The sequence below is a fragment of the Actinospineispora eucalypti genome (genome assembly GCF_039543365.1).
GTDB lineage: Bacteria > Actinomycetota > Actinomycetes > Mycobacteriales > Pseudonocardiaceae > Pseudonocardia > Pseudonocardia eucalypti.
This window is the reverse complement of record NZ_BAABJP010000019.1, coordinates 211,065-233,988: the sequence shown is the minus strand read 5'-3', so window position 1 is coordinate 233,988 and position 22,924 is coordinate 211,065. Positions and strand designations below refer to the sequence as shown.

Sequence of the window (22,924 nt, the reverse complement as noted above, 5' to 3'; positions counted from 1 at the left end):
TGGGAAGGACCCGAGAGGCGGGCCGCGCGCGGTCATCGGCCACCCCCGGTGGTGACCAGCCAGCGGCCGGTGCCCGACCGCTGTGTGACGGGCAGTTCGTGGTCCGGGACGAAGTCGTGCACCGCGATCTCGGCGCCGGAGCGGGCCAGCTGAGCCAGCTCCAGAGGGGTGATCAGCCGGGCGGTCGCCGGGACGAGCCCCCAGCGCCGGGCCCACTCGACGTCGCGCGGAGTGTGGACCAACTGGGGCGGCACGGCGTCCAGCAGCGCGCGGATCGACTCGAACGGTCCGGCCGCGAGGGTGAGGTCGACCCAGTCCAGCTGGTTGGCGAGTTGGTCTCGCAGCCGTTGGTTGGGCAGTTCGGCGAGCAGCTCGACCCGCCGCTCGGCGAGCCGGGTGAGCTGCCCGCGCAGCCCCGCCTCGGACAAACCGGCAAACAGCGACGGATAGTCGTCCAGCGCCAAGTCCAGCTCCGTCACCAGGTCGCCACCGGCCAGCACGGACTCCTCCAGATCGATTGCGAGCACCCACCCGTCTGAGCCCAGCAGCAGGTTGGGCGGCCACAGCACGTCGTCGCCGGCGCGCAGCATCAGCCCGGTGAGCTGCGCACTCATCCGGCGCTGAATCGCCGGATCGCGGTAGTCCTTGGGATTCAGCGGCCGGCCGGCCACCCAAGGAGCGACATCGGCCAGCTCACCTGCGCCGAGCCAGGTCGTGCCGTCCCGGTGCGAAACCGAGTGCGTGCCGATGGCCAGTTCGGCGCGGGGCGCCGGGCCGACGACCGATTCGGGCAGCCGGGAGGCCGCCACGGCGTCGACCATCCTTCGCGCCTTGGGCCACCGGCGAAGCACCTCTGGCCGCCCGGACTCGGACTCGGACCGCACCACCCTGCGCTGGCCATCGCTCAGGACGTGGCCCCCGACGGTGCGCACACCGTCCCGCCGGCCCAGCCGGACCAGAGGCAGGCCCAGCCCCCGCGACCCGAGCGGGCGCGCGTTGACCAGCCGGGCCAGCACGGCGGCGCCCGGCATTCTCGAGCCGCGCAGTCTCGGACGCAGGACCCGGGCCAGCGCACCCTCGGCCAGCAGATCGCGCTCGGCCACGGTCAGGGTGACCAGTTCGGCGGCGACCACCGGGTCGACGAACACCGACCACACCCCGTCGGCATCCGGCGCCACGTACAGCACGACCCGGGCGTCGGCGGCGCCGGCGTACCGCGCCGGGAACTCGCGCAGGTCCGGCATCAGGTAGTACCGCACGTCGTGCGCCCGCCACCGGCGCAGCGGGTCGGCCCGCCGGTACAGCGCGTGATCCGGAGGCAATCGCTCGGCTTCGCCCAGTCGCCGCGCGATCGCGGCCGAAATCCGCCTTCGCCCGCCCAATGTGCGCACCGACCGCCCGGTGGCGGCGGACACGGTGACCCCACCACCGCGCAACCACCGCATCCGGGTCCGCACCCGGTCCGTGGCAGCTTGGGGTGCGGTCTCGCCGGGGTCGTGCGTGGCCGCCGCGCGCAGCAGTCCGGGCGCCGCGGCCAGGGTCAGGGCCAGCGCCAGCCCGCCGCCGCCGACGCCCGCCGCCCGCGGATGAATCCCGGCGAGCCAGCCCAGCAACGGCCCGTTGACCAGCGCGCCCAGGTTCACCAGCAGGAAGTACAGGCCGAGCAGCCGGCCCAGCATTTTGTCCGAAACGATCAACTGGAGGTAGCTGTTGACCGCCTGGATGTAGCCGATCAACGCCACGCCGCTCGCGGCCATCCCGACGGCGGCCAGCCACAGCTCCGGCGCCAGCCCGGTGAGCAGGACGAACGCGTCGAGCGCCAGCGCCGTGCCGACCACCCGCCGGATCCCGGGCGGTCTGGTGTGCCGGGTGTTCCAGATCGCGATGGCGAGGGTGCCTGTCGCCATCGCGGTGGCCAGCACCGGATAGGCGTACTGGCCGCCGAACACACCGAAGGCGAGCGTGGGCAGCGCCACGGCCAGCGTGCCGACCAGGACGCCCTGGACGAGTACCAGGCCGAGCACGGCCGCCACCAGTGGTTTCCCCCGTGCGTAGCGGAACCCGGCGCGCAGTGTCTCGCGTTCGCCATCGGCCCGCTCGGAGAGCGCGGACCACACCGGCTTGATCGCCAGCAGGCCGAGGATCGCGCCGATGTAGGCGAGCCCGTCGATCACGAACACCCAGCCGACGCCGAAACTCGTGATGATCAGGCTCGCCATCGCGGGGCCGAGCACGCCCAGGGTGTTGGTCATCAACGACATCAGCGCGTTCGCCGCTGGCTGCCGATCCCGGCCGACCAGGTACCGGGTGAGCACGCCACGCGCCGGGGGTTGCAGCGCGTTCGCCGCGCTGGACAGCGCACCGAGCGCGTACAGCAGCGGCAGCGAGATCAGTGCGGTCCGTTCGAGCAGGCCGACGGCCAGCACGACCACGCCCACCACTCCGACGGTCACCACCAGGACAAGCCGCTTGTCCCGCACCCGGTCGGCGAGCACCCCGGCCGGGGCGGACAGCAGCACCCCGGGCAGCGTCTGTGCGGCGAGCATGAAGCCGAAGGCGACCGGATCGTTGTGGGAGAGCATCAGCACCAGCACGTCCAGCGCGGTACGCAGCATTGAGGTGCCCAGCCACGACACGGCCTGCCCGGAGAAGTACCGCCGGAAGCCACGGTTGCGCTCGTTCTTGGCGAGCAGTTCGCGGAACGCGTTTTCCCGTCCGATCCGCGACCACGCCGTCAGGCCGGCGCGGGCGATGAGCAAGCCGACCAGCCCCAACCCGGCGGCCTCGACGCCGAACAGTGCGAGGGCAAGCACGATCAGCGTGACGGCGCTCGGGCGCGTCAGCACCCGGGTCCACACCCGGGCGGGGGCACTCTCAGGCTCGGTCTCGCTCGGGTTGTGCTCGGCCGCCGCGCGCCGCAGTCCCGGGGCCGCGGCCAGGGTCAGCGTCAGCGCCAGCCCGCCGCCGACGATGCTCGCCGCTCGTGGATCCATCCCGCCGAGCAAACCCAGCAACGGCCCGTTGACCAGCGCGCCCAGGTTCCACAGCAGGAGGTACAGGCCCAGCTGCCGGCCCTGCATCTCTTCCGGGACGATCGAGAGGAAGTAGTTGTAGACGGCGTTGACGTAGGCGAGCAGCGCCGCGCCGCTGGCGGCCGTCGCGGCGGCGGCCAGCACAAGGTTCGGCGCTACGCCGGTGAGCAGGGCGAACGCGTCGAGCGCCAGCGCGGTGCCGATCACCCGCCGAATGCCGGACACCTTCGGGCGGAGGGTGTTCTTGACGGCCGTGGCGAGGGTGCCTATCGCCAGTGCGGTGGCCAACACCGGGTAGGCGGCCGGGCCGCCGAATGCCCCGAAGGCCAGTGTCGGCAGCACCACGGCCAGCGTGCCGACCAGCACGCTCTGCGTCAGTACTAGCCCGAGCACGTCCGCGACCAGCGACCTCTTCCGGGCGTAGCGGAGTCCGGCACGGAGCAACCCGCGCTCGCGGTTGGCCTGCTCGGTACGTCCGGACAACACCGGCTTGATCGTCAACAGCCCGAGGACGACCGCCAGGTAGCTGACAGCGTCGATCGCAAAAACCAAGCCGACGCCGGACCACGCGATGAGCAGGCTGGCCATCGCCGGCCCGAGCACGCCCAGGGTGTTGACCAGCAGCGTCATCAACGCGCCCGCCGCCTCTATCCGGTCCTTGCCGACCAGCTGCACGACAAGCACGCCTCGGGTCGGCTGCTCAAGGGTGATCACGGCGGTGGACAGCGTGCCCAGCGCGAACAGCAAGGGCAACGACATCAGGTGGGTTCCGTGGAGCAGGCTCGTGGACAGCCCGATCACGGCAAGCGCGGCCTCGGTCGCCACCATGACGCGTCGCTTGTCCCGCACCCGGTCGGCGAGCACCCCGGCGTGGGCGGCAAGCAGCACGCCGGGCAGCGTCTGCGCCGCGAGCATCCAGCCGAGGGCGCTCGTCCCGCCGAGGGCCACCGCCAGCAGATCCAGCGCGGTGCGCAGCATCGAGGTGCCGAACCACGACACGACCTGCCCCGACAGGTACCGCCGGTAGTCGCGGTTGCGCTCGTTCTTGGTGAGCAGCTCGCGGAACGCGTTCTTGGTCTTCTCGTCCGGCGGGCTGCGCGATCGCGGCATGCCCGGGTTCCCCGGCTTTGCTGAGGCGAGCACCGCGCGGGCGAGCTCGGCCTGGAGGTCCGGGTCGGCGAGGCGTACCTCGGCCAGCACGATCATCAGTGACTCGGCCCAGGCCGGACGGTCCTCGGCGGGCAGCTCGGCCAACCGGTCCAGCGCCGTCCGCGCGGTTCGCAGGAACTCCGGTCCGAGCTCGGCCGGCACCGGGGCGTCGATCGGGGCGAGTGCCATGGTCAGCCAGGCCGCGTCCCGCGCCCGCTCCTCGGCCGGTCGCCGGCGCGAAACTGCCCCCGCCCCGCGGGGCACGACCGGCGTGCCGCCTCGGATCAGCCGCAAGAGACCCACCGACCGGCCGATGCCGGGAAGCGTGAGCAACAGCTCGTGCGCTTCGTGCAGCGCGGTGACGGCTCGGGCCAGGGCGGCGTGGGAGTCGCTGGCCGCGGCGTCGAACTCCGCCGGCAGCGGCTCGGCAAGCGTCGGGCCCGTCCGGCTCCGCGAGTCGAAAGTGGCGACATGACCCCCATTGAGCAGCGCCAGCTCCATCGCGTACGCCCACTCCCCGTTGGGCAGGTAAGGCCGGCGCAGCCAGCGTGCCCAGCCGACGGTCAGCGCGACCCGCTGTGCTTCGGTGGTCCCGGCGCCCAGCAGCGCCTCTCCGGGGCGGCCGGTGCCCAGCCAGGCGGCCGCCACGTCGGGCGCGGCCAGGCGGAGCAGGGAGTAGTCCGTCAGCTCGCGGAAAGCCCGCAGCGCGTTGTCCACCTGGCCGGCCATTGCCAGCAGCCGCGCCAGGTCAGCGTGGGCGCGGGACAACAACCGCCACTCCGGCGCCGAGTGGCCGGCCAGCGACCGGGCTCGCGCCAGCTGACTGTGCGCCACACGCAGCGCGGCCAGTGCCCCGGTCCCGGCGGTCCGCCGCGCCGCGCGGGTGGTCAGCGCGTGGCGCGCGAGGTGACCCACCGACACCACCGTCAGTCCACCGAGCAGCACCAGCATGCCGGCGACTTTCACCGAGCCGGGCACGATGAACGGCGGCGGCTCCACCAAGCCACCGGTGACGAACAGCCCGAGCGTGACCAGCCCGGTGACCGTGATGCGGCGCAGCGCCGCCCGTACGGTCGGGCTGAACACGGCCAGCGCCACCACGATCATGATCAGCCCGCCCATCTGCAACGGGACCCTCGGGCCAACAGAAGCGAGCCCGCCGAGCAGCAACCCGCCGAGCGCCGGACCGAGCCGGGACACCGACTGGTAGAGCCCGCCCGCCAGTCCCCGCAGCCACTCCTCGACGCTCAGCTGCATGGCGGAGCTGGCCATGGTGAGGAACAGCATCGAGAAGAACCCGAAGGGCAGCAGCGCCAGTGCGGTGCTCTCCAGGGAGGGCATCGACCCGCTGACCATCGCTGACAGTCCGAACAACAGGGCGACCGTGACGATCGACCGCCGCGAGGGTGCGGAGCCACCGCCGCGTGCGGCGAGCCAGGCGGAGACCACCGTGCCGAAGAACGAGCCGGCCGCCACCGCGCCGGACAGCAGCCCGAAGCCGGCCGCGTCGCTGTGGAACACCCCGCTGGAAAGTGGCGGCAGCGTCACCCCACTGTTCAGCGCCACGGCGCCCAGCACGAAGGTCAACGGGACCACCACGCGCACCCTGGGCAGCCGGGCCATGGTGCGCCCGCCCTCGGCGATCGACCGGGTGGTTATCCGTACCGCCTGCCAGAACCCGCCGAGCGGTGGGTGGATCTCCCCGCGCCCGGTGCGGATCTTCAGCAGCGTCCACACCACCACGCCGTAGCTCGCCGCGTTCAGCAGGAAGACCGGCCCGGTGCCGACGGCGCTGATCAGCCAACCGGCCAACGGCGTGCCCACCATGAACGAAAGCTGGGCGAGTGCGGCGGTCCAGGCGATCATGGTCCGGATCTGGTTCGCCGCCACCAGCCTTGGGGTGAACGCGAAGCGGGTCGGCGTCTCGATCGCCGAGGCTACGCCGGTGAGCAGGGCCAGCGGGAACACCAGCCACAGGCCGGCCGCGCCGAACAGGTCCGCGAACCCGAGGACCAGCGAGATCCCGCCCAGCACGAGGTTGCCGACGAACAGGATGCCGCGCTGGCTCATCCGGTCCGCCAGCGCACCGCCCCAGATGCTCAGGAAGGTCGGCCCGAGCTGCAGCAGCGTGGCCACGCCGACCGCCGTCGCGCTGAAATCGGTCAGCCGGAGCACCAGCCAGTCCTGAGCCAGGATCTGCATTGCGGTGCCGGCCCCGGAGAACCATTGCCCGATGAAGAAGACCCGCGTATCCCGTCGCCGCATCGGGGCGAACATGCCGGTGTCACCGGCCGACAGGCCGGCGTCCGGCCGTGTGGCGTCCGGCGGAGGGAGGTGGCGGTTGCGGACCCACGCGGTGAAGATGCCGCCGAGCACCACCGCGCCGATGAGCCCCAGCGCGGCGGCCACCGGCCAGCCGGTAATGGTCGGCACCCCACCCGGCACATCGGCGGCGGCGGGCAGGGCGGTCCCCAACATGATCGCCACCGGCAGGCCGACCAGCGCGGCGACCCGGCGCCCGGTCCGCGCCCGGTCCGCCCGCTCACCGGTGACCAGGTTGATCAGTACCCGAGCCGGTGGGAGTGGCATCCTCAGCAGGCGCTCCTCAGCGACGCCGTGTACGCGGGCAAGCTCTCGGTCGGCCAGCAGGGTGCGTTGGGTGAGATCGACGGAGCGCAGCCCGCGCAACACCAGTTCGTCCAGGTAGATGACCCGCCGGCCGCCCTCGTTGCGGAAGTACATCAGCACGCCGAGATCGGGCTCACCGTTCTTGGTCAACCAGCGGTTGAGCCGGTGCACGACACGCACTTCGATGTCGTCCGACCAGCCCTCGCTGGCTGCCCGCACCAAGGCGTACTCATCGGAGCTTGCCGGCTCACTGCCCAGCTTGTCGATGCCCCGCTCGATCAGTGCCCGACGGTTCCGGTCGGGCATGACTTGCTCGCCGGTGGCCAGCCGGATCGCCAACGGCCCGTTGCCCGGTTGCGCGTCCAGCAGTTGGGCGCGGTAGTCGGCGACGTCGTCCAGGGCATGCTTGAGGGTGGTAAAGCTGAACTCGCCCCGGGCGACGTAGGTGGCCGTGCCCAGCAGGTCAGCGAGGTCGTCCAGCAGCCGCTGGTACTCCCAGACGGGCTCGTCGGCGCGGCGGGCCAGCTCGTCCAGAACGGTCTTGCCCAGCTCGGAGAGTTCGTGACGGCCGCCCTCGCCCGGGACCAATAGTCCCAGCCCCCGGTGAACGAAAGCGTTCACACGCTTTCGGGTGAACCTTGCGGTAAGCCCGGTGACGGCCGCGGCCGCCCTATACGGAGTCATGCCCCCTTTCGCGCCAAACAAGGTCAGCAGGTACAGCGACGAGTTCTTCCCGGCGACGGGTTCCGGACGCGGCGCCAACCCGCTGTCCGGGTCGGCGCGCAGTGACCAGATCAGCGACTTGACGCGTGCCCTGCCATATCTGGCCGATGTCGGCACCAGGGTGCTGGTGAACCATTTCGCGAGTTCGTCCCAGGCCGGGTGAGGGCGTGGCGCGGGCTGGTGAATCCCCGCCCACAGCGCCCGGCCGTCCGCCGTCACCTTGATGCGGAGGTCGCCACCCGGGCTTTCCGAGGCCACGGTGACCAGCCCCCAGCCGGCATACGCCTCGATCTGGGCCGGAAGGGCGCCGCGCCTCAACCCACTTACCGCCTCCGCCTCCGCCTCGGTCAGGCCCCGATCACCGGCCTTGACCAGCGCCCCCAAGGTGGCCCCCATGGCCTTCTCCGGCGCACCCGCCCGCTTCGGCATCCACCCCGGTCTGCCCTGCTTGCGCCGGGGTTCGGGGATGACTCTGGTGCGCACCAGCAGCGCCGTCAGTTCGTTGTTCGGGTAGACGTCGTCGCCGGGCTCGATGCGTAGCAGCTCGGCCTGTGCAAGGCCGTACAGCACCCGCCGAGCGGCGCGCTCCGACAACCCCGCCAGTTGGGTGTTGCGCAACTTGTCGATCAGCGTTCCCGGTCGGTCGATCACCGTGCGCAGCAACGCGATCACCCCGGTTGGTCCGGCGCGCGGCTCCGTCAGGTCCCGTGCCGCCAGGTAAAGCCGGGTGATCAGTTCACGTTCCCGGTCATCCCGGTGGGTGGCGGTCAGTGCGAGCAGGGCCGAGCGATCGGCCTCCGGCATGCCATCCAGCTCGAGTCGGTTCCAGGCGTGGATCTCTTCCGCCGCCTCGACTTCACCGCCGGGATCGCGGGTCACGGGCAGGCGCGGGTCGGGCGGTGTGCTCGGTCGCAGGGCCCGCAGCTCGGCGCGGTAATCGACTACGTCATCCAGGGCACGCTTGAAGCGGGTAAAACTGGCCTCGCCCCGGGCGACGCTGATGGCCCTGCCCAACAGGTCGGCGAGGTCGTCCAGCAGCCGCTGGTACTCCCAGGCAGGCTCGTCGGCGCGGCGGGCCAGCTCATCCAGGACAGCCCTGCCCAGCTCGGAGAGCTCGTAACGGTCGCGCTGACGCAGAACCAACAACCCCAACCCCCGGTGAGCAAAGGCGTCCACCCGGTTACGGGTGAACCTCGCCGTGAACCCGGGGACGGCCGCCGCCGCCTGGTCCGGAGTCAGCCGTTCCTTGCCAAACAAGGTCAGCAGGTGCAGCGACGAGTTCTCCCCGGCAGCGGGCACCGGACGCGGTGCCAGCCCGCCTCCCGGGTCGGCGCGCAGCAACCAGATCAGTGACTTGACCCGCGCCCTGCCGTATCTGACCGACGTCGGTACCAGGGTGCTGGCGAACCATTTCGCGAGCTCGTCCCACGCCGGATGAGGGCGGGGCGCCGGCCGGCGGATCCCCGCCCACACCGCCCGGCCGTCCGCAGTCACCGTGTATCGGAGGATGCTGCTCCCTGATACATCGAAGGACTCGGTGGCCAGCCCCCAGTCGACGTACGCCCGGAACGTGCGCGCAACGTTGCTTTGTCCCACGTCCGGATTGGCCGCATGCGCCTCTCGCACGATCAGACCGCTTTCGCCGGCCTCGACCAGCGCCCCCAAGGTGGCGCCCATTGCCTCTTCCGGCACATCGGCCCGGTTCGGGATTCCCGGCGGCCTGCCCCGCTTGCGCCGGGGTTCGGCAACCACTCCGGCGCGCAGCAACAGCGCCCTCAGTTCCTCGTTCGGGTAGACGTCGTCGCCGGGCTCGATGCGTAGCAGCTCGGCCTGTGCCAGCCCGTACAACACCCGCCGGCCGGCGCGCTCCGACAACCCCGCCAGGTGGGTGTTGCGCAACTTGTTGATCATTGATCCCGGTCGGTCGATCACCGTGCGCAGCAACGCGATCACCCCGGTTGGTCCGGCGCGCAGCTCCGTCAGGTCCCGTGCCGCCAGGTAAAGCCGGGTGATCAGTTCACCTTCCCGCTCGGCGGCACCGATCCCCAAGCGGTCACCGAGCCAGGCGGACGCGTGTTCGCCCTGGTGGCTGGCGATCAGCAGGAGCAGCGCCGAACGATCGGCCTGCGATATGCGGTCCAGCTCGTCGCGGAACGCGAAGTCCGATGCCATCTGTCCGGTGTGGGCGACGGTGTCGCCGTTGTCGGGTCTCTGGGTCCAGGTGAGGTACGGGTCGGCGTCGACCGTCTTGCGGATGTCGGCGGGGCGGACCCACAGCAGGATGGCCAGGGATTCGGGCGTCGGGGCGGGGAGTCGGTGGATGTGTCGCCGGTACAGCGCTGTGCCGATGCGGTCGGCGGGCGAGCGAACGTCGTCGGGGTCGTCGATGGACGCGTACGTGTCGCCGAGGTCCCTTATCGCGGCTTCGATCTGTTGGTGCAACTCGTCGGGTAGTGGCATCGAGGTGTCGCGTGGGTAGTTCCGGGCCTGGTCGAGTAGGTCGGCGGCCTCGTCGAACCGGGTCGGTCCACCATCGGTGAGATGGCGTTTGGCGGCGACCAACAGCTGGTTGACGTGGTTCGGCCGGCTCCCCTTCTGTGCGCCGGTGATCAGGTCGATCAGTACCTGGGTCGGCGGCAGTGGCATTTTCAGCAGATCTTGGTCGCGAACGCCGTGCACGCGGGCGAGTTCTCGGTCGGCTAGCAGGGTGCGTTGGGTGAGGTTGAGGGAGCGCAGGCCTTGCAGGACGAGTTTGTCCAGGTAGATGACCTGCCGGCCGGTTTGGTTGCGGAAGTACATCAGTACGCCGAGGTGGGGTGCTCCGTTCTTGGTCAACCAGTGGTTGAGTCCGTTTACGGCGTGCACTTCGATGTCGTCTGACCAGTTTTTGCTGGCTGCGCGCACCAAGGTGTAGTCGTCGGTGTTGACCGGGTGGCTGCCCAGTTGGTCGATGCCCCGCTCGATCAGCTTCCGGTGGGCTTGGTCGGGCATGACTTGTTCGCCGGTGGCCGGCCGGATCGCCAACGGCCCGTTGGGCGCCAGCTGGGCGCGGTAGCTGACGACCTCGTGCAGGGCGTGCTTGAGCTGCTCATAGTCGGGCTCGCCCCGGATGAGTTCGGTGGGCCTGCCGAGCAGGTCAGCGAGGTCGTTCAGGAGTCGCTGATACTCCCGGATCGGCTGGGTGGCGCGCCCGGCCAGATCGGCCAGGATGTCCTCGGCCAGGAGGGTGAGCCGATAGCGGCCGTCGGGATAGCGGACCAAAAGGCCCCATTTCGCTTCGGCGAAGACGTACATGCGCCCTCGGGTGACCTCCGAGTCGACCCCGGTGATGGCCGCCCCCGCCTCTTGGGGACTCATCCCCTCTTCTCTCGACCCGATCATGGTCAGCAGGTGCAGGGACGAACTCTCCCCGGTGGCGACCATGGCTTCTTCCGGCGCGTCGGCCCGGACCGGGATCCGCTTGCGCCGGGTTTCGGGGATGACCCCCGCACGCACGAACAGCGCGGGCAGGTGCTCGTTCGGATGGACCTCGTCGCCGGGCGCGGCCTCCGATATGTCATCCGGCTCGGGTCGGGTCCCGGTCGGGTCCGGCCGGGACGACAACGGTTTGTTGCGCGGCACGTCCGGCGGCACGCCCAGCGGCTCGGCGCGGTAGTTGACGATGTCGCTCAGTGCCCGCTCGAGCTGCGCAAGGGCGGGGTTCTTCAAGGTGAGCTTTGCGGACCCGCCCATTAGGTCAGCCAGGTCGTCCAGCAGTCGCTGGTACTCCCAGATCGGCTCGTGGACGCGGCGGGCGAGCGCCGCCAGGGTGTCCCTGCCCAGCTTGGAGAGCTGGTACCGGCCGTCGTCGAGCAGCGCGAGCAGCCCCAGTCGTGGGTGGGCGAGCGCGCGCATCTGTTTTTGGGTGACCTTCGGGTCGAGCCCGGCGACGGCCGCCGCCTCGTCGGGGGTCCTCCCCTCTTCCACCTGCCCGGCCACGGTCAGCAGGTGCAGCAGCGAGTTCTTCCCGGCGACTGGCACTGGGCGCGGGGCCAGCCCGCTGTCCGGGTCGGTGCGTAGTGACCAGATCAGCGACTTGACGCGCGCCCTGCCGAGGGTGAGCGCCGTCGGCACCAGGGTGCTGGCGAACCAGTCCGCGAGTTCGTCCCATGCTGGGTGGGAGCGCGGCGCCGGCCGCAGAATCCCCGTCCACACCGCCAGGCCGTCCGCCGTCACCCTGTACCGGATGACGTCGCTCCCCGGCTCGTCGTAGGACTCGGTGACCAGACCCCAGTCGGCATATGCGTGGAGTTGGAGCGAAACGCCGGCGTACCCAACGCCCGGATTGGCCAGATCCGCTTCCGCCGAGGTCGTTCCCCGGCCACGGGCCTTGACCAGCGCCTCCAAGGTGGAGCCCATGGCCTCTTCCAGACCATCGGCCCGAATGGGGGTCGCCATCGGCCTGCCCCGCTTGCGCCCAGGCTCGGAGATGACTCCGGCGCGCACCAGCAGCGCGGTCAGCTCCTCGTTCGGGTAGATGTCGTCGCCGGGATCGATACGCAGCAGCTCGGCCTGCGCCAGCCGGTATAGCTCCCGTCGGCCGGTGTGCCTCGACAACTCGGTCAAGCCGGTGCCGCGCAAGCTGTTGACCAGTGTTCCCGGCCGCTCGATGACCGTGCGCAGCAACGTGATCACTGCGGTGAGTTCGGCGGGCAGCCCCGCCAGGTGCCGCGCCGCCCGGTACAGGCGGATGATCAGTTCGCGTTCCCGCTCGGCGGCGCCGCTGCCCGATCGGTCACCGACCCACACCGGCCTGTGCTCGGCCTGGTGGCTGGCGACCAGCGCGAGCAGCGCCGAGCGATCGGCCTCCGGCATGCGGTCCAGCTCGTCCCGGACCTGCCGGAACCCGATGTCCGCCTGCGGGTCGTCGACGGAGTCCGGGTAGGTGGGGACACCCTCCGGCGCTCCGCCTCCATCGACGAACTCGTCGACGAAGAACGGCACCAGCTCCGCCGGGTCCTGGAGCTGGGCGGCCAGCATCTGTCCGGCGTAGGCGACGGTGTCGCCGCCGTCGGGTCCTCGGGCCCAGGGCAGGTGCGCGGTGGCGTCGACCGTCTTGCGGATGTCGGCGGGGCGGACCTGCAGCAGGATGGCCAGGGATTCGGGCGTTGGCGCGAGGAGTCGGTGGATGTGTCGCCGGTACAGTGCCGTGCCGATGCGGTCGGCGGGCGAGCGGACGTCGTCCGGGTCGTCGATGGACCTGTACCCGGCGCCGAGGTTGCTCACTGCGGCTTCGATCCGTTGACGCAACCCGCTGGGTAGCCAGACCGAGGTGTTGCGCAGGTAGCGCTGGACCTGGTCGAGCAGGTCGGCGGCCTCGTCGAACCGGGTCGGCTCAGCGGCGGCGAGATGGATTTCGGCGGCCGTCAACAGCTGGTTGATGTGGTTTCGCCGGTTTGCCTTCGGTGCGCCGGTGATCAGGTCGATCAGTACCTGGGTCCGTGGCAGCGGCATCTTGAGTAGGTGTTTTTCGGTGACGCCGTGTGCGCGGGCGAGTTCTCGGTCGGCTAGCAGTGTGCGCTGGGCGAGATCGAGCGAGTGGAGCTCGCGCAGCACGTGTTTGTCCAGGTAGATGACCCGGCGGCCGTCCTCGTTGCGGAAGTACATGAGCACGCCGAGATCGGCCGCGTCGTTCTTGGCCAACCAGTGGTTGAGTCCGTCCACGACGCGCACTTCGATGTCGTCCGACCAGTTCTTGCTGGCGGCCCGCACCCGGGCGTAGTCGTCGGCGTCGACCGGCTGGCTGCCCAGTTTGTTGATGCCTTGCTCGATCAGCTCCCGGCGGGCCTGGTCCGGCATGATCTGCTCACCTGTGGCCAGCAGGATCGCCAATGGCCCGTTGCGCGGCAGCTGGGTGCGGTAGCTGACGACGTCGCGCAGGGCTTGCTCGAGCTGTGTGTAGCCGGGTTTGCCCGGTTCGAGTTTGGTGGTCCGGCCGGCCAGGTCAGCGAGGTCGTCCAGTAGCCGCTGGTACTCCCAGATCGGTTCATCGGCCCGGCGGGCCAGCTCGTCCAGGATGTACCTGCCCAGCCAGGAGAGCTGGAAGCGGCCGTTCTTGCCCAGCACCAGCAGTTCGAGTTCCGGTTGGGTGAGGGCGTACATGCGCCCTCGGTTGTCCACCGGGCGGAGCCCGGTGGCGACCGCCTGCACCTCATCGGGGAGCAGTCCCCCTTCTTCGGCGCCGACCATGGTCAGCAGGTGCGGCAGCGAGTTCTTCCCGGAGACGGGTTCCGGGCGTGGAGCCAGTCCACTGTCGGGCTCGGTGCGCAGTGACCAGATCAGCGACTTGACGCGCGCCGTGCCGAGCGCGACCGGTTTCGGTACGAGGGTGCTCGTGAACCAGTCCGCGAGCTCGTCCCAGGCCGGATGGGGGCGGGGTGCCGGCCGGTGAATTGCCGCCCACACAGCCCGGCCGTCCGCCGTCACCCTGTAGCGGGGGGTGACACGGCCCGGCGCTACCGGGGTCTCGGTGACTAGACCCCAGCCGGCGTACGCCTGGAGCTGTGCTGATACGACGGCGCGCCACAACCCGCTGACCAACGCCAGCGCCTCCGCCAAGGTCAGGCCCCGCTCACCGGCCTCCACCAGTGCGTCCAAAGTGGCGCCCATGGCCTTTTCCGGTGAATCGGCCCGGATCGGGATCCCCGCCGGCCTGCCCACCTTCCGCCGGGGTTCGGGGATGACTCCGGCGCGCACCAGCAGCGCGGTCAGCTCCGTGTTCGGGTAGATGTCGTCGCCGGGATCGATGCGCAGCAACTCGGCCTGCGCCAGCCGGTACAGCTCCCGCCGGCCGGTGTGCTCCGACAACCCGGGCAAGCCGGTGTCGCGCAGGTTTTCGAGCGCCATTCCGGGCCGTTCGGTCACCGGGCGCAGCACCGCGATCACCCCGGGGAGTCCGGCGCGCAGTCCCGCCAGCTGTCGCGCCGCTTGGTGCAGCCGGATGATCAATTCATGTTCCCGGTCATCCCGGTGGGCGGCGACCAGCGCGAGCAGCGCGGAGCGATCGGCCTCCGGCAAACCATCCAGCTCGGCCGAGTCCAACACCATGTCGTGGTGCTCGGCGTCGGCCGTCCCGCGGACGTCGGCGGGGCGGACCGGCGGATCGTCCGGCACGACCTGCTCGCCGGTGTCTGGCCGGGGCGCCGACGGCCCGTTGCGCAGCACGTCCGGCGGCACGCCCAGCAGCGCGGCCTGGTATTGGACGACGTCTCCCAGGGCCTGCTCAAGTCTCACGAAGGCGGACCCGCCCAGTTCGAGCTTCGCAGACCCGCCCAGCAGGTCAGCGAGGTCGTCCAGTAGCCGCTGGTACTCCCAGATCGGTTCATCGGCCCGGCGGGCCAGCTCGTCCAGGATGTACCTGCCCAGCCAGGAGAGCTGGAAGCGGCCGTTCTTGCCCAGCACCAGCAGCCCCAGTTCCGGGTAGGTGAAGGCGTACATCCGGTTTCCGTTGGTTGACGGGCGGAGCCCGGTGACAGCCGCCGCTTCGTCGGGGGTCATCCTCCCTTCCGCCCCGATCTTGGTCAGCAGGTGCAGCAGCGAGTTCTTGCCAGCGGCGGGTTCCGGGCGTGGGGCCAATCCGCTGTTCGGATCGGCGCGCAGCGACCAGATCAGCGACTTGACGCGCGCCCTGCCGAGGGTGAGCGCCGTCGGCACCTGGGTGCTAGCGAACCAGTCCGAAAGCCCGTCCCACGCTGGATGGGGGCGGGGTGCCGGCCGGTGAATTGCCACCCACACCGCCCGGCCGTCCGCCGTCACCCTGTACCGGATGACGCGGCTCCCCGGGACGTCGTAGGACTCGGTGGCCAGCCCCCAGTCGACGTACGCCTGCAGTTGGCGCGAAACGCGATCGCGCCCCACATCGGGGATGGCCGCTTCCGCCACGGTCAGGCCCCGGCTATCGGCCTCGACCAGCGCGCCCAAGGTGGCGCCCATGGCCTTCTCCGGCACATCGGCCCGACGCGGGATGCCAGCCGGCCTGCCATGTGTGGGGCGGCTCTTGGGGATGACTCCGGTGCGTACCAGCAGCGCAGTCAGCTCCCGGTTCGGGTAGACGTCCCCGCCGGGCTCGATACGCAGCAACCCGGCCTGCGCCAGCCGGTACAACACCCTCCGGCCGGCGTGCTCCGACAACCCTGGTAGCCCTCTGTCGCGCAGCTTCGCGATCAGCGTCCCGGGCCGGTCGATCACCGCGCGCAGCAACGCGATCACGCCGGTGGGCGAGGCTTCGCGCACACCCGCCTCGGCGAACACCTCGGCCAGGTGTCGCGCCGCCCGGTGCAGCTCGGTGATCAGCTCCCGGTCCCGCTCGACGGAGCCCGCGCCCGCCGGCACGCGCTCGTCCCGGGATCCAGCGATCAGCATGAGCAGGGCGGCGTGATCGGCTTCCAACAACCCGTCGGTGGGGTCGGCCCGCAGCAGGATGGCCAGCGCTTCTGGCGTCGGCGCCGGGAGCTGGTGGGCGGCGCGGCGGTCCAGGACCGTGCCGATGCGGTCGGCGAGCGAGCCGGTGCCGTCCGGGTCGTCGATGGACGCGTATTCGTCGGCGAGGCGGCGCAGCGCGGCTTCGGTCAGTTCGGACAACACGTCGTGCCGGGGCACCGACGGGTCGCCCAGGTAGCGGCGCACCTGGGCGAGGCGATCGGCGGCCTCGTCGAACCGGGTCGGCCCGTCAGCGTCGAGGTGGCGCTCGGCGGCCGCCAGCAACAGGCGGTGGCGCACCCATTCGTCGAACCGGACCAGCATCCGGGTTTCGCGCGCCAGTTCGCGGGCGACGAGTTCGGCGCGCATCAGCTGCCAGGGCGGGGTGTGCCCACGCCGGACGAGGGAGATGCGCGCGGAGTAGGCCGCCGAGGCCAGCCCAGCGGCCTCACCGGCGAGCAGCTCGTTGGCGTGCGCCCGCGTGAGGACGGCGGCCAGCACCTCCGGGTCATCGGCGCCCGTACCGCTGCGCAGCACCCGTACCCAGCCACCGACGGCACGCAACCGGAACTCGGCGATCTCCTCGGTGAGCTGGGCGTCGACCTTGGCGAACCACCGCCCGGTCGCGCCGTCGCTGGTGAACACGATGCGTGAGCCGACCCGTCGTACCTCCCGCCATTCGGCGAGCACCCCGGCGGTCGGTTCGTCGATGCGGGCCAGCTCATCGAGCCCCGCCGCGACCACCGCACGGTCGGCCTCGGTGTAGTCGAGCATCCCGGGGGCACCGGTGAACGTGCTGCGCAGTCCGTCGATCCCGGCGAGCAAGCCGAACGGGGCGCCGACCCGCGCGTCCGCCTGGTGATCGAGCCAGCGTTGCACCAGCAGCTTGGCGAGGATGACCAGCGCCTGGGCGTATCCGGGGGGTCCCCGCACGCGCAGCGTCGCTGTTCTCGCCGCCCCGACCGGGGTGTGCGCGTGCATCACCGCGATCGTGATGACCTTGTCGAGCTCCGGGTCGGCGACATCCCACGAGTTGTCGGAGGGCCGGTGGTGTTCGTGGCTGGCCGGTTCGGTGGCGTGCAGGATGGTGTGGCGTACCAGTCCCAGGCCGCGCATGGCACGGCGTGCCTTGATGAGCCTGGGCCCGTCGTACCAGACCGTCGGCACCGTCAGGTCGAACCCGCCCCGGTGCCATCGGACCCGGAACCGGGCCCCCGCCGCCGCGAGCCGCAGCTCGTCGGTTAGCAGCTCGGCCACGTCACGGGATTGCTCCGGTGCCTGGTCCCAGCGGTAGCCCAGCAGCAATAGCCGGCCGTCCGGCCCGGTGTGTTCGATCTTCTCGATGCCGGCGGCGTGGTGATCCGCGCCGTAGTTCTGATCGTCGAACGCGCGCAGCGCGTACGCCCACTCCGAGGTGAGCAGCCGGGCGTTGGTCAACGTCGCCCCGCTGCCCGGCGCCCGGGCCTGACGGCCGAACAGCCCGGTAAGGCCCAGCGCGTCCCCGGCCCAGGTGCGCAGCAGCTTCATCAGCGACCCGACGGTGGCGCCGGAATGCACCGCCGGGCGGGCACCCAGCTCGCCTAGTGCGTGCAGCACCGGCGCGATGTTCGGTGCGCCCAGCACGCCGGCCGCTTCCGAGCGCACCGCCAACAAGCCGTCCGGGCCGAGCGAGTCCGCCACACCGGTCAGCACCGCACGGATCTCGTCCGGCGTGGAGAGATCCCTGTGGGGGTGCTCCTCCTCGGCTAGCCGGCCGAACTCGATGATCAGGCGATCCAGCCGCGTCAGCAGGCCGATCGCCGCCGCGCGCCGCGTCGCGTCGGTGCGGGCACCCAACAGTCGCCCGAAGGATGCCCACAACCCACCGCGCGCGGTCGGCCAACCCGCGCCCGGCGCCCACTCGCCGGTGACGTCGGCGATGGGCTTCACCTGCTCGAACACGAGCGGGATGTCACCGTCGTCCAGCATGCGGCCGACCAGGCTGGCCAGATCGAGTGGGCCGTCTGCGTCCTCGGACAGCCGAGCGCGGAGCAGCGCCTGGGCACGGAGCAACGGCTCCGCCAGGCGTTCCCGGTCGGCGCGGTGACCGGTCTGATCGGCACCCGGGGTGGCGTGGAACCGCCGTTCGTGGTCCACCGCCTCCGCGAACCAGTCCCACAACTTCTCGCCCGCCGGCATGTCCACCACATGTGTCAACAACCACAGGTGGCCCACCCACCAGTCGGTGATCACCGTCTCCCCACCGGCGGTGAACAACGGGACCACTTCCAACACCGCTGGGTCGATCCCTCGGGCACGCAACCTGTCAGCGGCGTCCTGGTGGCTCACCACCCACACGGTCTGGTCGCGTCGGTGCCCGAGCACCTCCGGGGCCAACGCGCCGTACCGAGGCAGCTCGCGCATCACCGCTGCCAGCGCCGGCCTTTCCCCGTTGATCAGCTCGCGCAGCGCCAGCTCGCCGTCGTGCAGCTCGGCCGGGTACCGCTCGTCCAGGTCGGTCACCCAACGGGCGATGGCTGCCCGTACCACATCCGTGATCTCCCCGGCGGTGAAGTCGGCCGCCAGGATCTCCAGCACGGCCTCTTCCGCCCGAGCCAGCCACGCCGGGGAGTAGCCGTCCGGGTCGCCGTGGTAGACCGCGCGTTCCTCGGCAGAGACCAGCGCGCGGCCGATCGGGCGCACCGTCACGTCGATCTCCCGACGCTGCTCGTCGGTGAGCCGGGCGGAGTCGGTTCGCATGGTGACCAACCGTCGGGCGAGAGCGAAGTGAGCGCGGGCCAGCTGGACCAGCACGACAAGTAGCACGCCCATCCCGACCAGCACCGTCATCGGGACACCGGTCGGTCCGCGGACACCTTCGCGCACACCGAGCGTGTCGGCGAATGCCGAGCCCGCATTGATGATCATCAACGCGGGCGAGAGGGCCAGTGCCCGGAAGATCCAGCGCAGCAGCCTGGTCAGGCGGTTCGGGGGGTCACGGGCCGAGCTGGGGGACCAGCTGGATCGGACCGGGCCGATCGGGTCGACCAGGACGATCGGGCCGGCCAGCGTGTCCAGCTGGTACCAGCCGGCGGGGCGGGCGGTGGCGTACCCGTGCTTCGAGTCTTCGGTGCCGGCAGGGACCAGCCAGGCCTCGGGCATCGCGCGCAGCTCGAACAGGCCTTGGCCGCGCCCGGTGGCCCGTTCGGCGAGATAGGCCCGCAGCGCGGGTGCGGCCGGCGGAACCCCGTCAACCGGGCCGAGCGACAGCACCCCACCGGTGACCACCAGCACCCGGGCCTTGCCCAGCGCCCGGCCACTGGCCGACCACACGCCGAGCGTGATCTCGTCAGGGTGTGCCGGGTGCCCGGACAGCGCAAACGGGTCGGTGATGGCGCCGACGGTCACCCGTTCGCCCTCGATGTCCAGTGTGCGCAGTGGCATGAGATCGCCCGCCGGGCGATGCGCGGGCCCGAGCAGCTCGCTCGCGAAGGCGTCCAGCGCGGCGGCGACCCGGTGTACGCCCCGGGGTTGCTCGGCGATCCGGGCGTACCAGGCGTCGGTCAGCTCGCCGGCCGGGGACGCACCTCGGTGCGGGCCGGGGCGGGCCGGCGCGGTGCGCACCGCCGCGATGACCAGCCGCAACCAGGCCGCCACCATCGGTTCGCGGGCTGACGGGTACCAGCTCAGCAGCCGGAACAGCAGCGCATAAAGCTCGGTTCGTAGCTCGGTGAACTCCGGGTCGGCGGCCAACCGGGCCAGCTCGACCAGCCCCTCGGTGGCGTCGGTCAACTCCGGCAGTTCGCGGATCGGCGAGACCGTGTCCAACAGCCACCGAGCCTGTTCGACGGACAGGGCCGAGTCGAACAGTGCCGTCAGCACCGGGTCTCGCCAGCTGGCTGGGAGGGTGCCCGGCTTGCGCAGCAGCCGCCGGGCCGTTCTGACGAGGGTGGCGGACGGCGGCGCGCCCGCCGGTGCCAACCCGGTCACCACCTGCGCCCGCCGGGCGGCACGGTGGCCGGCGCGGCGCTCGAACCGAGCGATACCCAACGCCGTGGCCGGGGTGAGCCGCGACAGGTCTTTCCACCGCGTGGGCAGGTCCCGCTGCCACTCGGCCGCCTGCCGGAGCCGCCACCGGTCGAAGAACACGTCGAAGGGGAAGTCGCCTCCCCTGCCGGAGGCGAATACCGGCCACGGCCCACCGCCATCGGCGCCGTAGTCGACCGCGTCGACGTGAGTGGGGGTGGGGAGCAGCGCCGGCAGGGCTTCGGCCGGGTGTCCAGCGGCCCGCCATGCCGCCACCAGGTCCGGCGCTGCCCGGTGCACCGCCATGACGTCCGTGATCTGCCCGAACAGCGTCAACGCCTCGCCCAGCATGCCCGCGCGAGCCAACAGGCGTACCAGGTCCGCGCGCCCGTCGTTCAGGTCGTTCAGGTCCCGTTGCCTCAGCTCGGTGTGTGGCGCCCGCCGCCACAGGTCGGCCAGATCGTCGGTCAGCATGCGCAGCTCGGCGCGCAGGACGATCTGCCTGCCCACATCGCGCCACCGCAGGTAGAGGCGCACTACGACGAACGTGACCAGCGCTACGCCGATCGCCGCGACCACCCAACCGACCCAGCCGGCGGACGACGTGCTGGCCTGTGCCGCGGGTCGTAGCGGGGCGGCGCTGGTCACAGCGCCGGCCAACTCGGCGGCCAGCTGGAGGAACAGCGGGACCAGCGTGCCGAGCCCGACCAGCCAGCCGATCACCCTCGCCGGGCCGCCGCCCCAGCGGATTTCCGGGCCGGTGTCGTCACCGGGCGGGGCCAGCCGCAGATATCCGTCCTCGTCCACCCGGGCCTGACCCGCGGTTTCGCGGCGGATCTCCTCCGGGTCGGCCCCGTTGAACAGCTTGGCCACCAGGGTCAGCGGCATTGGGCCTTGCCGCCCCAGCACGCCGATCACCCGCTCGGGCCTGGACTTACGGACCAGCGGGTCCATCGTGTTGTGTGCGGACCGGATCCCGCTCCACGACCGCTGGACGGCGTGTGCCAACCGGGCGGCCGTCAGCCCGAGCGGGTACTCGTCGAGCCGCCGCTCGGCCAAGTCCAGCTGATCCGCCGCCGCGTACACCTGGTTGAGTGCTTCCGCCTGGCCGCGGTCGTGCCGATTCCATGCGATGGCCATGGTCCGCTCGAGCGAGTTGAGCCGCGCGCGAACCCGCGTGTGCTCGATGGTGGCCGGGCCGCGAGGTTCGGCCAGCTCGCGGATGAGGCTGGTCAGCCGCTGGGTGCGCTGGAACAGCGCACGGTTAAGGTCGATCAGGAACTGGACCGAAGGCTCCACCGTGGATGGATCTCGAGCACCGACCCGCCGCAGAAGGCGCAGCGCCCGCAGGGCGCGGACCTGGGTGGCCTTGGTGTCGTCGAGCAGCGCGGACAACTTGTCGGTCAGCTCGTGCACCGGTGTCTCCCGGTTGGTGATGGCGTTCGAGACCAGGGCAAGCCAGTCGGCGAGATCGTCATCCACGGTCATGGCCAGCAGCCGGTGACGGAAGCTCGGACCGATGTCGGCCGTGCGCTGGGCGGCAAACCACTCCTCGAGCAGGCGCGCCACCTCGGGCAGCGCACTGGCCAGCTCATCGGGCACCCGGCCGTCGGTCATCGGCCGGCCGCGGTCGGCGAACGCCACAGCCAGGTCGGTGAGCAGCAGCTCGACCCCCTCGGTGAACAGCCGCCGGTGCTTTTTACGCAGCTCGGTGAACCAGTCGGCGAGGCGCGCCCGGTCGTCCTCGTGGCTCTGCTCGTCGCCGTCGTCCTCGCGGGCCAAATGCTCCAGCAACTCGTGCCGCAGCATCTCGGGCAACCAGTCCTCGACCGGTTTCACGGTGTCGAACTCGGCGAGTATTTCGGCGACTTTGGTCATGCCGGCGCCCGGCGGCTGGTTGGTGAACAGCTCGGCCAGCGCCAGCATCCCCTCCGCCTCTTGCAGCAGCGGCTCCGACACCAGCACCAGGCGGCGGTCCGGCAGCGTGGTGGCGTAGATGTCGCGGACCTGGACGCCGTAATGGCCGTCGGCCAGGAGTTCCAACGGTCCAGGGGGCAACACCAACACCACGGGTGGCAGGGCCGGGTCGAACCGGATGCCCAGCAGCTCGCGCCACCGCGCACTGGGCTGGTGCAGGGTGTCGACAGCCAGCTCGGCCAGCATCTTCGCCAGCGACTCCGCTTGCTCGCCCTTCACGGGCTGCCCGGACAGCGCCCCGAACCGGGCGGGACGGTAGCCGACGACGGTCAGCTCGCCCGGCAGCCCCAGCTCCGTGCCGTCCGGCAATGCCAGCCGGTTGACGCCGTCCAGCGGCAGCGTCAGGGTGTACTCACCCGCCGGTGAGCTGTTCCGCGGGATCAGGTCGTCCAGGCCCCACGGCCGGTGCACCAGCAGCTGGACATCGTGCTCGAGCACCAGGTGGGCGGCGTAGGCGCGCAGCATGAGAGCGAAGGTGTCCTCGGTTCCCGCCGAGGTGACTTCGATCGGGCCGACCTGCAGCAACCCGAGCGGGGTCCGCAGCACGGGCAGGTAGGCCAGCGGGTCGCCGCCCCGGCGCCCGTTGTCGTCCCACCAGACGCCCAGTACCGCGAAATGCGGGTAGGCCGCGTTTCGGCCCACCCATGGCCGCACGGTCCGCTTCGCCAGCTTCTCCAGCAGGACCCGGTCGTGCAGCACCCCGACCATGGCCGGCTTCCCGTTCAGCCTGATGCCCGAGTCGGAGGTCGGCCATGGCAGGTTTGCCGCCCAGAGCCGCGAGTCCAGCAACGCCGAACGAGCCCCGGCGGCGAGGCCGCCGAACACCGCCACCGCGTCGTCCTCGGTCGGCATCCGCAGCATGTCGACCGCCGTTTCCAGGTACCAGGTGGCGGGGTCGATCCGGTCGTGCCGGTACAGCTCGGGGGCCAGCTCGACGAACGTGGCGGCCAGTT

Annotated in this window: 1 protein-coding gene (running past one end of the window); it reads right to left on the bottom strand. The window is 71.2% G+C overall.

The window, feature by feature from the left end:
• Window positions 1-32: 32 nt before the first annotated feature.
• Window positions 33-22,924: the 3' end of an MFS transporter gene (locus tag ABEB12_RS20285; protein ID WP_345702983.1), read on the bottom strand. Its footprint extends 81,718 nt past the window's final position; only the last 22,892 of its 104,610 coding nucleotides appear in the window; its start codon lies off the right edge, out of view; it ends in the stop codon at window positions 33-35.